Here is a 13,737-nt window from a genome sequence, read left to right as displayed (position 1 = left end):
TTCCTCTTCGTTTTAGCAATCGTGAGAATTTCCATTACGGAATATTTGCCGTTTTTCGAATTACAGAAAATCGAACACCCGGTGACGCAAGTTAAATCCATATTCATCAAAAAATTAAATGAATTATTAACCTGAATTAATGATTAAATCTGATCGGCTTTAATTTTGTAATTATTGCGATGCAGCAGGCGGATGAATGGCGAGGAAAGGAAATCGATAGGCGCACCGCGCGATGGCGGCCCAATGCCATCGATTCGGGTGGTCTGGCGCGCAATCCGGAACCGAAAAATGCGGAGGCGCCGGCTTTCACCTGCCCGGCCCGGACCGGGTCCGCGTCACTCCCGCGTCACTCCCGCGGCATGTCGGCGAGTTGCTGCGCGGCGAAGCGCAATCCGCCGAGAACGCGTTCGGCGATCCTCGCCGGAAACCCGGCCGGCAGCGCCGCGCCGACCGATTCGATCACGTGCGGCGTCATCGCAATGAGTCGTTCGATGATCGGTGTCGCGATATCGCCAAGCAGGCAATGTTCGGCCATCGCAGTGAAGTGTCGACGCGTGATGTCGCGCATCGCATAGTGCTTGCGCTTGCCGTGCACGGCCATCGCGAGCTTCGCCTTGTGCCACGACCACTGGTTCGCGCCATCTCCCTCGACCGGCCAGATCGACATCACGTCGTAGAGCGGCGTCAGACGGAAGCGGCCGCCCGGCAGCAGGCGCAGGCTGAAGTTCTTCGCATGCCCGTCCGGTGCGGCGAGCATCCAGAACACCACCAACGCGGTGAACAGCGTGTCGAGGTCGGCCTGCGCCGTTTCCGACCGGCGGAGGATGCCGGCCAGATCGGGCACGCCGGGGCCGCCCTGCGATTCATATTTCAGATGCGGCGGCACGCCGAGCGCCTGGCAAAAATCCTCTTGCGGCAAGCGCAACAACCATCCGCCATCACGATGCAGCGCGCGATCGAAGCGCGCGACCGACAGCACCTTGTGTTCGCCGAAACGCACGATGTCGGCATCCGCCGTCGGCAAGCCGAACGCGCGCAGGATCGCGAGGCACAGCCACTCGTTTTCGACGGATGTCGTCAGATCCGCACGCTTGTTGCCGACCAGCCCGAGCGGCAACTTGAGGATATGCGTGGTCGGCGTCGCGCCATGCGGACGCATCCATCGCCCGTCGTGAAACAGCAGCGCGGTCTTTTCCTGCGCGCCGGCCAGCGACAGGCGGAAGTCGTCGTCGTCCTGCGCACTGCCCGCCGCTCCGCTCGCCTGATCGAGCACACGCGCCACGTCGTCGTCGGACAACGGCGTACCGTCGATCCGGTCATGGCCGGTTGGGGTTTCATCCTCGCCGAGCAACTGCACCGCGCCGACGCAGTCGCGGCCGAGCGCGGCGAGCAGATCGAACGGCTCGGTCGTCGCCGTGCCGAACCGCGACGCAAGCCGCCGACGAATCGCGTCGCTGTCGGGCAGCAGATTATCGAAGTAGTGATTGACGCGCTCGCCGCGCAAAGGCGCATCGCCGACGCCGAACGGCAGCGACAACGACAGCGGGCGGCCGGCATCCGACTGTTTCCAGCGGGCGTCGTACAGCAGCTCCATGTCGCCGCGCGCGGGAATCCGCCAGATTCCGACCCGCACGCCGTTGGCCCAGATCGAGAGCGCGCGGCTGTGCGATTTGCGTCCCATCGATTACCACTCGACGTCGGCGGCGTCGCGCCCGTCCTTCGTGCGGATGCTGAGCTCGAGACCGTACAGCGCGGTCAATTCGAGCAACCGCTTGAGCGACAGGCTTTCGGTGCGGGTCGTTTCGAGCGACGACAGGCGCGATTGGCCGACGCCGATGCGCGCCGCCGCTTCGGCTTGCGTCAGCCCCTTGGCCTGACGCGCGGACGACAGGATTTCGCCCAGTTGAGCAGGGGTATTGACGATGAGATTCACGGTGGAGGTCCTGTATGCGGTCCATGCAGTATATCTCTGACAGGCATAAACGCAAATTATCTCTGACAGAGATAAACGCAAAATATTCCTGTCAGAAATATTTTTACACACCTGTGCGTTGCTCCCCCGTCGTTGCGCCCCTATCGCCCACTGCCACCCCATAGTTTTTATCCGCTGGCGCGAATGATTTTGGCTTTGTCAGATAGATGACATCCAATCATCAAATGACAACGATCTAACAGTGCGATGACCTGTGCCTTCGCCCATACCGTCGAATCCCGCTTTGCCGAACTGACGCCGACCGCGAAACGCATCGCGAGCTACATGCTTGCGAATCTCGATCGGCTCGGCCTCGAAACCGCCGACCAGATCGCGCAGCAAACCGGCACCAGCGGCATTTCGGTCGGGCGTTTCCTGCGCAGCGTCGGTTACCGGAATCTCGACGACCTGAAACGCGAACTGCGCGGCGGCGGTGACCGCCCGTGGATGATCACCGACCGACTCGACGAGTACCGCCGCGCCACCGCCACGCCAACGACCGTCGGCGAGCGCGACGGCCATCGCGGCGGCGGCTCGCTCGCGTCGTCGCTCGAGCGCGAACTCGACGCGATCCGCCACGTGTACCGGCTCGCCGAAGAACCGGTGTTCGCGCAGGTCGCGGACCGGATCGCGCATGCCGATGCCGTCTTCATTCTCGGCATCCAGTCGACCCGCGGCATCAGCAACGCGTTCAGCAGCTACCTCGAATACCTGCGCCCGCGCGTGTTCTATTCCGACGGCCAGTCGGGCTCGTACGTCGATTCGCTGAATTCGGAGTTCGAACGGCCGTACTGCATCGTCACCGACACGCGCGCCTATTCGCGCAGCGCGCGCCGCTATTGCCAGGCGGCCGCCGAACGCGGCCAGCCGTTCGCGCTCGTCACCGATCTGTATTGCCCGTGGGCGCGCGAGTGGCCGGCCGACCTGCTGCAGGTGAAGACCGACGTCGGCCAGTTCTGGGATTCGCTCGCGCCGCTCACCTGCCTGTTCAACCTGCTGATCACCGCCGTGGTCGATCGCCTCGGTCCCGCGATCGACCGGCGCGTCGCGCGCAACCGCGAACTGCAGCGCACGTTCGACCAATTCGAATCCTGAGCAAACCGGACCGCCGATGAACCCTCACCGCCTCGTCGAAATCACGCCCGCCACGCATCGCGTGGAGATCGATCTCGTCTACGCGACCGAGCGCAACCTGACCGGCAAGCCGATCTACCGCCACGCGCACTGTCTGCTGCTCGAGCCGGCCGAAACCGCGCTGCGCCGCGCGGTGGACGTCGCCGTGCAAGCCGGCTTCACGCTGCGTATCTACGACGCGTACCGGCCGCCGCAGGCGCAGCAGGTGCTGTGGGATTTCCTGCCGGACCCGAACTTCGTCGCCGATCTCGGCCGCGGCTCGAACCACAGCCGCGGCACCGCGCTCGACCTGACGCTCGTCGGCACGAATGGCGAGCCGCTCGACATGGGCACCGGCTTCGACGAGATGGTGGCCGCGTCGGGCCACTTTCACGCGGGGTTGCCCGAGCACGTGCAACGCAACCGGCTGCTGCTGCTCGGCGTGATGCACGCAGCCGGCTTCGCCCACATCGACAGCGAGTGGTGGCACTACGAGCTGCCTGGCTCGCACGCGCTGCCGCAGATCGACAACGCGGCGAGCGGCCCGTGGCGCCTGATGTAACGACGCCGCACGCCCCCTTTTCATGCAGGTTCACGTTCAACGACTCAAACGACAGATGGAGATGCGCCCATGAAATTCCCGACTTCCCGGCTCGTCGCGGCGCTGGCCGCCGTGTCCCTGTGCGCCGCCGTGCCGCTTTCCGCCGCCCATGCGGAAACGCCGAAGGACATGTTCGTGATGGCCACGTTGCTCGACGAATTCACGACGCTCGATCCGGGCGAGATCTACGAACTGGTGCCGGAGGAATACGTCGCGAACACGTACGACCGGCTCGTGCGCGTCGACTTGCGCGATCCGTCGAAATTCAACGGCGACGTCGCGCAGTCGTGGACCGTGAGCCCCGACGGCCTGACCTATACGTTCAAGCTGCGCCCGGGCCTCAAGTTCCACTCGGGCAATGCGCTGACGGCCGACGACGTCGCGTGGTCGATCCAGCGCGCGGTGCTGCTCGACAAGGGGCCGGCCGCGGTGCTGACCGGCATCGGGCTCACGAAGGCCAACGTCGCGGCGAACGTGAAGAAGCTGGACGACCAGACGGTATCGATCACGACCGACCACAAGTACGCGCCGACCTTCGTGCTCAACGTGCTCGGCTCGTGGCCCGCGTCGGTGCTCGACAAGAAGCTGCTGCTGTCGCACCAGCAGGGTAACGATTTCGGCAACGCGTGGCTGAAGACCAACGAGGCCGGCTCCGGTGCGTACAAGCTCGTCAAGTGGGCGGCCGGCGACAGCGTCGTGCTGCAACGCTTCGACGGCTACCGGCTGCCGCTCGCGATGAAGCGCATCGTGCTGCGCCACGTGCCCGAAGCGGCAAGCCAGCGGCTGCTGCTGGAAAACGGCGACGTCGACGCGGCACGCGACCTGAGCCCCGACGATCTCGCGTCGGTCGTGAAATCGGGCAAGGCGAAAGTCACGGCCTCGCCGCAGGCGACGCTGCTGTATCTCGGCCTGAACACGAAGAACCCGACGCTCGCGAAGCCCGACGTGCAGGAAGCGCTGAAGTGGCTGGTCGACTATGCGGGCATCCAGGCCAACGTCGTGAAGACGACCTACAAGGTGCACCAGACCTTCCTGCCCGAAGGCTTCCTCGGCACGCTGAATTCGAACCCGTACAAGCTCGACGTCGCGAAGGCGAAGGCGCTGCTCGCGAAGGCCGGCGTGCCGAACGGCTTTTCGGTGACGATGGACGTGCGCAACGACTATCCGTACACGGAGATCGCGCAGGCCGTGCAGGCGAACTTCGCGCAGGCCGGCGTCAAGGTGCAGTTGATCCCCGGCGACAACAAGCAGACGCTCGCGAAATACCGCGCACGCCAGCACGACATCTACATCGGCGAATGGTCGGCCGACTACATCGACCCGCACAGCAACGCGCAGGGTTTTGCCTGGAACCCCGACAACGGCGACAAGTCGAGCTATAAAATGCTGGCCTGGCGCAACAGCTGGGACATTCCGCAACTGACGAAGGAAACCGACGCCGCGCTCGCCGAGCCGACCGCCGCGCAACGCGCGCAGCGGTACCAGGCGATGCAGAAGGAGATGCTCGCGCGCTCGCCGTTCGTGATCATGTTCGAGAAGGTCGCGCAGGTCGCGACACGACCCGGCGTGAGCGGCCTCGAAGTCGGTCCGATCAACGATCTCGTGTCGTACCGTCACCTGAAGAAGCAATAAGGTTCACCGCATGTCGACTCCCGCCTCCTCCCTCGAAGCACTGCGCACGCTGCCCGCGCGGCGCCCGGCCGTACGCTGGGCGCTGCGCGTGCTGCGCTGGGCGGTCACGCTCGCCGTCACGTTCGCGGGGCTGCTCGCGCTGACGTTCGTGATCGGCCGCAAGGTGCCGATCGATCCCGTGCTCGCGATCCTCGGCGATCGCGCGTCGGCCGAAGCGTATGCGGCCGAACGTATCGCACTCGGCCTCGACAAGCCGCTCGTCACGCAATTCCTGATCTATGCGCGCGACGTGCTGCACGGCAATCTCGGCATGTCGCTGCTGACCGCGAACCCGGTGCTCGACGACATCAAGCGCGTGTTTCCGGCCACGCTCGAACTCGCGACGATCGCGACGTTGATCGGGATCGCGATCGGCGTGCCGCTCGGCGTCGCGGCCGCGGTGAAGCACAACCGGCCGATCGATCACATCGCGCGCTTCGTCGGCCTGATCGGCAATTCGGTGCCGGTGTTCTGGCTCGGGCTGATGGGGCTGCTGCTGTTCTACGCAAGGCTGCACTGGGTCGGCGGCCCCGGCCGGCTCGATCCCGTGTACGACGGGATGGTCGACCCGCGCACCGGCAGCCTGCTGATCGACGCGGCGCTCGCGGGCGAGTGGGACGTGTTCCGCAACGCGGTGTCGCATATCGCGCTGCCGGCCGCGATCCTCGGCTACTACTCGGTCGCGTACCTGAGCCGGATGACCCGCTCGTTCATGCTCGACCAGTTGAGCCAGGAATACATCGTCACCGCGCGCGCGAAGGGCCTGTCGGAGCGGCGCGTGATCTGGCGGCATGCGTTCGGCAACATCGCGGTGCCGCTGCTCACCGTGATCGCGCTCACGTACAGCAACCTGCTCGAAGGCTCGGTGCTGACCGAGATCGTGTTCGCGTGGCCCGGGCTCGGCTCGTACCTGACCGGCGCGCTGCTGAACGCCGACATGAGCGCGGTGCTCGGCGCGACGCTCGTGATCGGCGCGATGTTCATCACCGTCAACCTGCTGACCGACGCGCTGTACCGCGTGTTCGATCCGCGTGCGCGCTGAGGGCGGCTTCGACATGACCGTTTCCCTCCCGTTTCCTTCACCGTCCATGCCGAAGGCTACCCGACCATGAATGCCGCACCGCTCACGCTGCGCGCGTGGCTGCTTTCCGATGCGCCCGCGTCGCGCGCGCAGGCCGCGTTCGGCCTCGCCTACCGCCGCTGGCGCCGTTTCGCGGCCAATCCGCTCAACCTGTTCGGGCTCGCGATCCTGCTGGCGCTGGTCGTCGTCGCGATCGTCGGCCCGCTGATCATGCCGCACGATCCGCTGCGTCAGGTGCTGTCCGATCGCCTGCTGCCGCCCGGCTCCGCGTCGCACTGGCTCGGCACCGACCAGCTCGGCCGCGACATCCTCTCGCGAATGATCGCCGGCTCGCGCCTGACGCTCGGCATCGCGCTGCTCGTCGTCGTGATCGTGGTGCCGATCGGCCTGTTGATCGGCACCACCGCCGGCTATTGCGGCGGCTTCGTCGACAGCGTGCTGATGCGCATCACCGACATCGCGCTCGCGTTCCCGAAGATCGTGCTCGCGCTCGCCTTCGCGGCCGCGCTCGGGCCCGGCGTGATCAACGCGGTCGTCGCGATCTCGATCACCGCGTGGCCGGCATACGCACGGCTCGCGCGCGCCGAAACGATCCGCATCGCGCAGGCCGACTACATCCATGCCGCGCGGCTGCAAGGCGCGTCGGGCCCGCGCATCCTGCTGCGCTACATCATGCCGCTGTGCATGTCGTCGGTGATCGTGCGCGCGACGCTCGACATGGCCGGCATCATCCTGACCGTCGCGGGCCTCGGCTTTCTCGGCCTCGGCGCGCAGCCGCCGAGCCCCGAGTGGGGCTTCATGGTCGCATCGGGCCGCAACGTGCTGCTCGACGCATGGTGGGTCGCGACGCTGCCCGGCATCGCGATCCTGCTCGTCAGTCTCGCGTTCAACCTGCTCGGCGACGGGCTGCGCGACGTCTTCGACCCTCGCCACGGAGCCTGACATGCCGATGCATTCCACCCCCGCGCCCGCGCCGCTCTGCGAGATCGACGGCCTGAAGATCGGCTTTCGCGGGCACGACGGCGTCGTCACCGACGCGGTGCGCGACCTGTCGCTGACGCTCGCGCCCGGCGAGCGGCTCGGCATCGTCGGCGAATCGGGCTCCGGCAAGTCGCTGACGGGTCGCGCATTGCTCGGCCTGCTGCCCGACGCCGCGCGCTGGTCGGCGCGCACGATGCGCTTCGCGGGCCAGGATCTGCTCGCGATGTCCGCGAGCGAACGCCGGCGCCTGTGCGGCAGCCAGATGGGGATGATCCTGCAGGACCCGAAGTATTCGCTGAACCCGGTGATGACCGTCGCGAAGCAGATGGGCGAAGCGTTCCGGCGGCACGAGCCGGGCTTGCGCGGCCGCGCGCTGCGCGAGCGGATCGTCGAGGCGCTCGCGGCCGTGCAGATCCGCGACCCGGCGCGCGTCGCCGATGCGTATCCGCACGAACTGTCGGGCGGCATGGGCCAGCGCGTGATGATCGCGATGATGGTGTCGACCGGCCCGCGCCTGCTGATCGCCGACGAGCCGACCTCCGCGCTCGACGTCGCGGTGTCGATGCAGGTGCTCGCGGTGCTCGACGCGATGATCGCGCGGCACGACACGGGCCTGATGTTCATCAGCCACGACCTGCCGCTCGTGATGTCGTTCTGCGATCGCGTCGCGGTGATGTATGCAGGCCGCGTAGTCGAGACCTGCGCCGCGCGCGACTTGCGCGATGCGACGCATCCCTATACGCGCGGGCTGCTCGCGGCGAACCCGCCGCTCGCGAACCCGCCCGACGAACTGCCGGTGCTGCGGCGCGACCCGGCGTGGCTCGACGCCGCCGCGCCCGCGCCGAGCTCACACGACCCGCAGGAGGCCGCACGATGATCGACGTCGATCACGTATCGATCCGTTTCCCGACCCGCACGGGTCACGTCGACGCCGTGCGCGACGCGAGCTTCGCGGTGCGCGACGGCGAAGTGTTCGGGCTGGTCGGCGAATCGGGTTCCGGCAAGTCGACGCTGCTGCGGGCGCTGACGGGCCTCGTGCCGCTCGCGTCCGGCAGCCTGTCGATCGATGGCCGTCCGGCCGGCGGCACGCCCGATCGCGCGTTCCGCCGGCACGTGCAGATGGTGTTCCAGGACCCGTACGCGTCGCTGCACCCGCGCTTCACCGTCGACCAGACGCTGCGCGAGCCGCTGTCGATCCATGCGATCGGCGACGCCGATGCGCGGATCGCCCGCGCGCTCGCCGAGGTCGGCCTCGGCCCCGCGTTCCGCTTCCGCTATCCGCACCAGTTGTCGGGCGGCCAGCGGCAACGCGTGGCGATCGCGCGCGCGCTGATCGTCGAGCCGCGCGTGCTGCTGCTCGACGAGCCGACGTCCGCGCTCGACGTATCGGTGCAGGCCGAGATCCTGAACCTGCTGCGCCGCCTGCATCGCGAACGCCGCCTGACGATGATCCTCGTCAGCCACAACCTCGCGGTGATCGGCTTCCTGTGCCAGCGCGTCGCGGTGATGCAGCACGGCGAGATCGTCGAGCAGTTGCGGATCGAGGACGTACGGGCCGGGCAGGTCGCACGCGACTACACGCGCACGCTGCTGAACGCGACCGAAGGCTATCGCCGCCTCGATGCGGCCATCGACGGGCCCGTGGCCTAACGCGCGGCGCCCCGATCCCTCGACCGCCGCATGACATGCCGCGTCCGCAACGCGGCATGTCGGCCGCCGCGCCCCTCCCGCCGGGCGGCCGTTCCCATTTCAATCCGCTCTGAATAACGCATCACCGCCCACGAATGGCGGATAGCGCGAATATCGAGCGGCGCGACTGACGAATCGGTACCTCGACCGATTTCGATAACGGGGCGCACACGCCCCGCCCTGCCAGCCCCATCCCTTCCGTCTGACCGCCCCCTACGGCAACCAAAAACTTAGTACGCGTACTAGATAAATGGATTATCGATTCGTACGAGTCACATTACAAAATCATTACGATGTCCGCATAATTCAACCCGAAACGCGCCATTCTGAGATTTAAATTCAATTCGCGCTTTCGAACGTCGAACTTTATTTGGGACTTCAACCATGAAAAACCTCAAGCACAGCGCCATCCCGTTTCTCCTCGTCGCAGCCGGTGCAGCCTTTTCGTCCGCGGCCCACGCGGCGGACGGCACGGTCAGCTTCGTCGGCAAGGTCATCGCGTCGACCTGCAGCGTCGATGGCGGATCGGATCTCACCGTCCCGCTGCCGCCGGTCAGCACCACCGCGCTCACCAACGTGGGCTCCGTCGCCGGTCGCAGCGCATTCTCGCTGGCGCTCAAGGGCTGCACGGTCGGTGACGAAAATCCGGTGAAGGTCGGCGTGATCTTCGAGAACGGCGCGAACGTCGATCAATCGAGTGGCCGCCTGACGATCGACACGGGCGCCAAGGCCGCGACAGGTGTCCAGATCAACGTGCTGGACGATCAACAGAAGCTGATCCCCATCGGCGCCCAAACCGCTGCGAGCACTCAAATCGCCGATATCGACGCCGAAGGCAACGCGAAGCTGAACTACTTCGCCGAGTACTACGCGTCCGGCGCCGTGAAGGCCGGCGACGTCAACTCGCGCGTCGAGTACTCGCTGATCTATCAGTAAGAACCCACGCGTGGAGGTCGCCGCCCCGGCGATCTCCGCCCCGTCACGCCGCGCGGCGCGGAACTGCCGTTTCCGTCCGTTTCCGCCCGCTTCCGTCCAACGATCCGACTCTCCACGCCCATGAAACTGTTGAAGCTCTTCCGTACGCTGACCCTGGCCGTCACCGCATTCGCGTCGCAAGCCGACGCAAGCGTCGTGATCGCCGGCACGCGCGTGATCTTCCCGTCCAGCGAGCGCGAGGTCACGATCCAGCTCACGAACGACAGCAAGCGTCCGGCGCTGGTGCAGGCGTGGCTCGACGACGGCGACAGCGGCGCGTTGCCCGAGCACATCGACGTGCCGTTCACGCTGACCCCGTCGATTTTCCGGATGGAAGCCGGCAATGGCCAGACGCTGCGTCTCGTGCACACCGGCGAACCGCTGCCAGCCGACCGGGAATCGCTGTTCTGGCTCAACGTGCTCGAAGTGCCGCCGAAAGCGTCGGCAGAAGAAAACCGGAACCGCATCCAGCTCGCGTTCCGCTCCCGCATCAAGATCATGTATCGCCCCGCCGGGCTGGCCGGCAGCGCCGACGATGCGCCCAGCCAGCTCGACTGGCGCGTGGTTCACGTCGATGGCGGCTACGCGCTCGAGGCACGCAACCCGACGCCGTTCGTCGTCAATTTCGGCAACGTCCTGCTGAATTCCGCGGGCCGCAAGCATGACGCCGGCATGGGCTATGTGCTGCCCCGAAGCACGCAACGATTCCCGATCAAGCATCTCGCCGACGCGCCCGCCGCGGGTGCAACGGTCGAGTTCGGCAGCATCGACGACTGGGGCCGGTCGACCGACATCAAGCGTCCGGTCGCCATTGCTCCGTAACGCGGCGGAAGCCGGCAGCGCGCACTGCGGGTGCGGCCGCCCGCTTTCCCTCCTTTCGTCCGCCGCCATTTCCGCCGTCTCGACCGGACGGCCCGGACCCGAAATCCCCTGACTCGGCATCCGTCACGCAGCAACGCGCACGGCCACGCGACTGCGCCGGCGAAACGCGTCCGTTCGATCCGAAACCATCTGGAGTACTGCTCATGACCTCGACTCGACTGCCGCGCCACCGGGCGGCCGACCTGCCACGCATCAAGCCGATCCATCTGCTGGTGATGGCCTGCGTCGGCGCGTGGTCGAGCGATGGCCGTGCGACGACGCAAGCCGCCGCCGCAAGCACACTCGCGCAAGTCGAGTTCGACGGCGCCTTCCTGCAGAACCGCCTGGGCAAGCATTTCGACGTGTCGCGCTTCGCTCAGCGCAACGTGACGGCGCCTGGCACGTATACCGTCGACGTCCATGTCGGCCCCGACTGGATCGGCCGCTACGACGTGCGCTTCGCGGCCGCGCCCGAGTCGGGCGACGCGCGGCCATGTTTCGACCGCGCGTTGTTCGAGCGTGTCGGCATCGATTTCACCAAGCTCGCGCCGCAGGTCATCGCGCGGCTTGCGAGCAACGACGCATGCCTGCGCGTCGAGCAAGCGGTGCCGGAAGCCAGCGCGACGTTCGACTTCGCGCGGCAAACGCTGCGGCTCTCGATTCCGCAGGCTTCGCTCGCACGCAAGGCGCGCGGCTACGTGAACCCCGATCAATGGACCGCCGGCGAAACCGTCGGCCTGCTCGGCTACAGCTTCAACCTCTACACGTCGAAGGCCAGCGGTCATACCGCCCAGACTCAAGGCTACCTCGGCCTGAACGGCGGCGTGAATCTCGGCGCCTGGCGCTTTCGGCACGAAGGTTCGTATTCGTGGTCGTCGCGCGGCCAGAGCCGGTACCAGGGCATCGCGACCTATCTGCAGCGCGACCTGCCGTCGCTGTCGTCGCAACTCGTCGTCGGCGAAAGCTACACGTCGGGCGAACTGTTCGATTCGACGCAGTTCCGCGGCGTGCGTCTGTCGACGGACGACCGGATGCTGCCCGATTCGCTGCGCGGCTACGCGCCCGTGGTACGCGGCATCGCGAACAGCAATGCGAAGGTGACGATCCGCCAGAACGACGTGACGATCTACGAGACGACGGTCGCGCCCGGCAATTTCGAGATCGACGACCTCTACCCGACCGGGTATGGCGGCGACTTGCAGGTGTCGGTCTCCGAGGCGGACGGCTCCGTGCACACGTTCTCCGTGCCGTACGCCGCCGTGCCCATGTCGCTGCGGCCGGGCATCGGCCGCTACAGCTTCGTCGCGGGCACGCTGCGCAATCCGTACGGATCGAGCCAGCCGCTGTTCACGCAGGCCACGTACCAGCGCGGCCTGACGAACCTGCTGACGGCCTATGGCGGCGTCACGCTCGCCGGCGGTTATGCGTCCGTGATGCTGGGCAGCGCCCTCAATACGTCGTTCGGCGCATTCGGCGCGGACGTGACGCATGCGATGACCTCGATTCCCGGCGCGAAGCGCTACACCGGTTCGAGTGTGCGCGTCAGCTATGCGAAGTCCATCGATACGACCGGCACCGACATCGCGCTGGCCGCCTATCGTTATTCGACCGATGGCTATTTCGGCCTCAACGACGCGATGCAGGCGCGCGATGCCGTCCGGGACGGACGCCCGGTCAGTTCGGTCTGGCGTCAGCGCCATCGCGCGTCGCTTGCGCTCACGCAGCGCCTCGGCGCGACCGGCGGACGCATCAACGCCACGGCTTCGACCGTGAACTACTGGAACCGCTCCGGCTCGGACGTCAACTATTCGATCGGCTACACGAACCAGTTCCGCAACGTGTCGTATAGCCTGACGGCCACACGGCAGCGCAATGCCGGCGGCGACATGGGCACGCTCTATTACGCGAGCGTCACGATCCCGCTCGGCCACTCGAGCCCGATGACCGTGTCGGGAAACGTGTCGCGCGACACGCTCGGCCGCACCCGGCTGCAGTCGACGCTGTCCGGCTCGCTCGGCGACGATCACGCACTGTCGTACAGCGTCAGCGCGAACCACGCGTCCGGGCCGGGCTCGGCCACGGACGGCAGCGCAAACGTCACGTACCGCACGCGCATGGCCGAAATCAATGCGAGCGCGGGCGCGAGCACCGACTTCCAGCAGGGTTCGCTCGGCGTGCGCGGCGCGCTCGTCGCGCACCGCGGCGGCATCACGTTCTCGCAGCCGGTATCCGAGACGTTCGCGATCGTCGAGGCGCCCGGTGCGGCCGGCGCGCGCATCACGAACGCGGCGGGTGTCAAAGTCGACGGCAACGGCTTCGCGGTCGTACCGTACTTGACGCCCTACAGCCTCAACACGGTCGCGCTCGATCCGAAGGGGATCTCGATGGATGTCGAGCTGAAGGAAACCAGCCAGCAGATCGCGCCGCGCGCCGGCGCGGTGCCGCTGATCCGGTTCGCGACCGACACTGGCCGCGCGGCACTTATTCAGGCGCCGCAGGCCGACGGTACGCCGTTGCCGTTCGGTGCCACCGTGCAGGACGAAACCGGCAAGGAAATCGGCGTCGTCGCCCAGGCCAGCAAGATCTTCGCGCGCGGGCTCAACGACAGCGGCGCGCTCACCGTTCGATGGGGCGCCGACAGCCGCTCGTTCTGCCGGATCGCGTACGCACTCCCCGTCGTCGACCGTCGCGGGCACGCGTCGGGCATACAGACCGTCAAGAGCGTCTGCCGCGCTGATTCGACGACCGCCGCACAATAAGGAACCCAGATGATCCACTTCTCTTCATCATCCA

12 protein-coding genes are annotated in these 13,737 nt (G+C 66.6%); 10 read left to right on the top strand and 2 right to left on the bottom strand.

Going from position 1 to position 13,737, the window contains the following annotated elements:
- Window positions 1-346: 346 nt before the first annotated feature.
- Both HWX07_RS04360 and HWX07_RS04355 read right to left on the bottom strand, forming a co-directional pair.
- Complete coding sequence (locus HWX07_RS04360) at window positions 347-1,681, bottom strand: type II toxin-antitoxin system HipA family toxin (RefSeq protein WP_175875313.1); 1,335 nt, start codon at window positions 1,679-1,681, stop codon at window positions 347-349.
- A 3-nt stretch (window positions 1,682-1,684) separates the two neighbouring features.
- Window positions 1,685-1,933 carry a helix-turn-helix transcriptional regulator gene (locus HWX07_RS04355; RefSeq protein WP_175875312.1) on the bottom strand — a complete coding sequence of 83 codons (249 nt, stop codon included), beginning with the start codon at window positions 1,931-1,933 and terminating at the stop codon, window positions 1,685-1,687.
- Between the two features lie 246 nt (window positions 1,934-2,179).
- On the opposite strand from HWX07_RS04355, the gene HWX07_RS04350 reads away from it, so the two are divergent.
- The 10 genes from HWX07_RS04350 (at window position 2,180) to HWX07_RS04305 (ending at window position 13,703) form a co-directional block, all read left to right on the top strand.
- Window positions 2,180-3,067, top strand: coding sequence for a MurR/RpiR family transcriptional regulator (locus HWX07_RS04350; protein WP_027813765.1), 888 nt, complete (start codon window positions 2,180-2,182; stop codon window positions 3,065-3,067).
- 16 nt (window positions 3,068-3,083) lie between these two features.
- A complete protein-coding gene (gene ddpX, locus HWX07_RS04345) occupies window positions 3,084-3,647 on the top strand; it encodes a D-alanyl-D-alanine dipeptidase (protein WP_175875311.1) in 564 nt (187 codons plus the stop codon).
- Between the two features lie 69 nt (window positions 3,648-3,716).
- On the top strand, window positions 3,717-5,318 hold the full coding sequence (locus tag HWX07_RS04340; RefSeq protein WP_175875310.1) for an ABC transporter substrate-binding protein: 1,602 nt from the start codon (window positions 3,717-3,719) through the stop codon (window positions 5,316-5,318).
- 10 nt (window positions 5,319-5,328) lie between these two features.
- Entirely contained in the window at window positions 5,329-6,399 is a 1,071-nt protein-coding gene (locus HWX07_RS04335) for an ABC transporter permease (RefSeq protein ID WP_175875309.1), read from the top strand.
- A 66-nt stretch (window positions 6,400-6,465) separates the two neighbouring features.
- Window positions 6,466-7,380: a nickel transporter permease gene (gene nikC, locus HWX07_RS04330; protein ID WP_027806191.1), complete on the top strand. Its 915-nt coding sequence runs from the start codon at window positions 6,466-6,468 to the stop codon at window positions 7,378-7,380.
- Between the two features lies 1 nt (window position 7,381).
- Window positions 7,382-8,296 carry an ABC transporter ATP-binding protein gene (locus HWX07_RS04325; RefSeq protein WP_027806192.1) on the top strand — a complete coding sequence of 305 codons (915 nt, stop codon included), beginning with the start codon at window positions 7,382-7,384 and terminating at the stop codon, window positions 8,294-8,296.
- Window positions 8,293-9,069, top strand: coding sequence for an ABC transporter ATP-binding protein (locus tag HWX07_RS04320; RefSeq protein ID WP_175875308.1), 777 nt, complete (start codon window positions 8,293-8,295; stop codon window positions 9,067-9,069). Before HWX07_RS04325 ends, HWX07_RS04320 begins: the two co-directional genes overlap by 4 nt.
- Before the next feature lie 423 nt (window positions 9,070-9,492).
- Window positions 9,493-10,044 carry a fimbrial protein gene (locus HWX07_RS04315; protein WP_175875307.1) on the top strand — a complete coding sequence of 184 codons (552 nt, stop codon included), beginning with the start codon at window positions 9,493-9,495 and terminating at the stop codon, window positions 10,042-10,044.
- A gap of 120 nt (window positions 10,045-10,164) precedes the next feature.
- Window positions 10,165-10,905, top strand: coding sequence for a fimbria/pilus periplasmic chaperone (locus tag HWX07_RS04310; RefSeq protein WP_175875306.1), 741 nt, complete (start codon window positions 10,165-10,167; stop codon window positions 10,903-10,905).
- Window positions 10,906-11,108: 203 nt separating this feature from the next.
- Window positions 11,109-13,703 (top strand): fimbria/pilus outer membrane usher protein, encoded by a 2,595-nt coding sequence (locus HWX07_RS04305; RefSeq protein WP_175875305.1) that lies wholly within the window; start codon window positions 11,109-11,111, stop codon window positions 13,701-13,703.
- The last annotated feature ends 34 nt before the right edge of the window (window positions 13,704-13,737 follow it).

Source organism: Burkholderia sp. BCC0097, assembly GCF_902832985.1.
Lineage (GTDB): Bacteria > Pseudomonadota > Gammaproteobacteria > Burkholderiales > Burkholderiaceae > Burkholderia > Burkholderia orbicola.
This window is presented reverse-complemented; position numbering and strand designations above follow the sequence as displayed.

Excerpts from the sequence above, each read along its gene's own strand:
- HWX07_RS04360 (WP_175875313.1), bottom strand. The coding sequence starts at position 1,681 with ATGGGACGCAAATCGCACAGCCGCGCGCTCTCGATCTGGGCCAACGGC.
- HWX07_RS04350 (WP_027813765.1), top strand. The coding sequence starts at position 2,180 with ATGACCTGTGCCTTCGCCCATACCGTCGAATCCCGCTTTGCCGAACTG.
- ddpX (WP_175875311.1), top strand. The coding sequence starts at position 3,084 with ATGAACCCTCACCGCCTCGTCGAAATCACGCCCGCCACGCATCGCGTG.
- HWX07_RS04340 (WP_175875310.1), top strand. The coding sequence starts at position 3,717 with ATGAAATTCCCGACTTCCCGGCTCGTCGCGGCGCTGGCCGCCGTGTCC.
- HWX07_RS04335 (WP_175875309.1), top strand. The coding sequence starts at position 5,329 with ATGTCGACTCCCGCCTCCTCCCTCGAAGCACTGCGCACGCTGCCCGCG.
- nikC (WP_027806191.1), top strand. The coding sequence starts at position 6,466 with ATGAATGCCGCACCGCTCACGCTGCGCGCGTGGCTGCTTTCCGATGCG.
- HWX07_RS04325 (WP_027806192.1), top strand. The coding sequence starts at position 7,382 with ATGCCGATGCATTCCACCCCCGCGCCCGCGCCGCTCTGCGAGATCGAC.
- HWX07_RS04320 (WP_175875308.1), top strand. The coding sequence starts at position 8,293 with ATGATCGACGTCGATCACGTATCGATCCGTTTCCCGACCCGCACGGGT.
- HWX07_RS04315 (WP_175875307.1), top strand. The coding sequence starts at position 9,493 with ATGAAAAACCTCAAGCACAGCGCCATCCCGTTTCTCCTCGTCGCAGCC.
- HWX07_RS04310 (WP_175875306.1), top strand. The coding sequence starts at position 10,165 with ATGAAACTGTTGAAGCTCTTCCGTACGCTGACCCTGGCCGTCACCGCA.
- HWX07_RS04305 (WP_175875305.1), top strand. The coding sequence starts at position 11,109 with ATGACCTCGACTCGACTGCCGCGCCACCGGGCGGCCGACCTGCCACGC.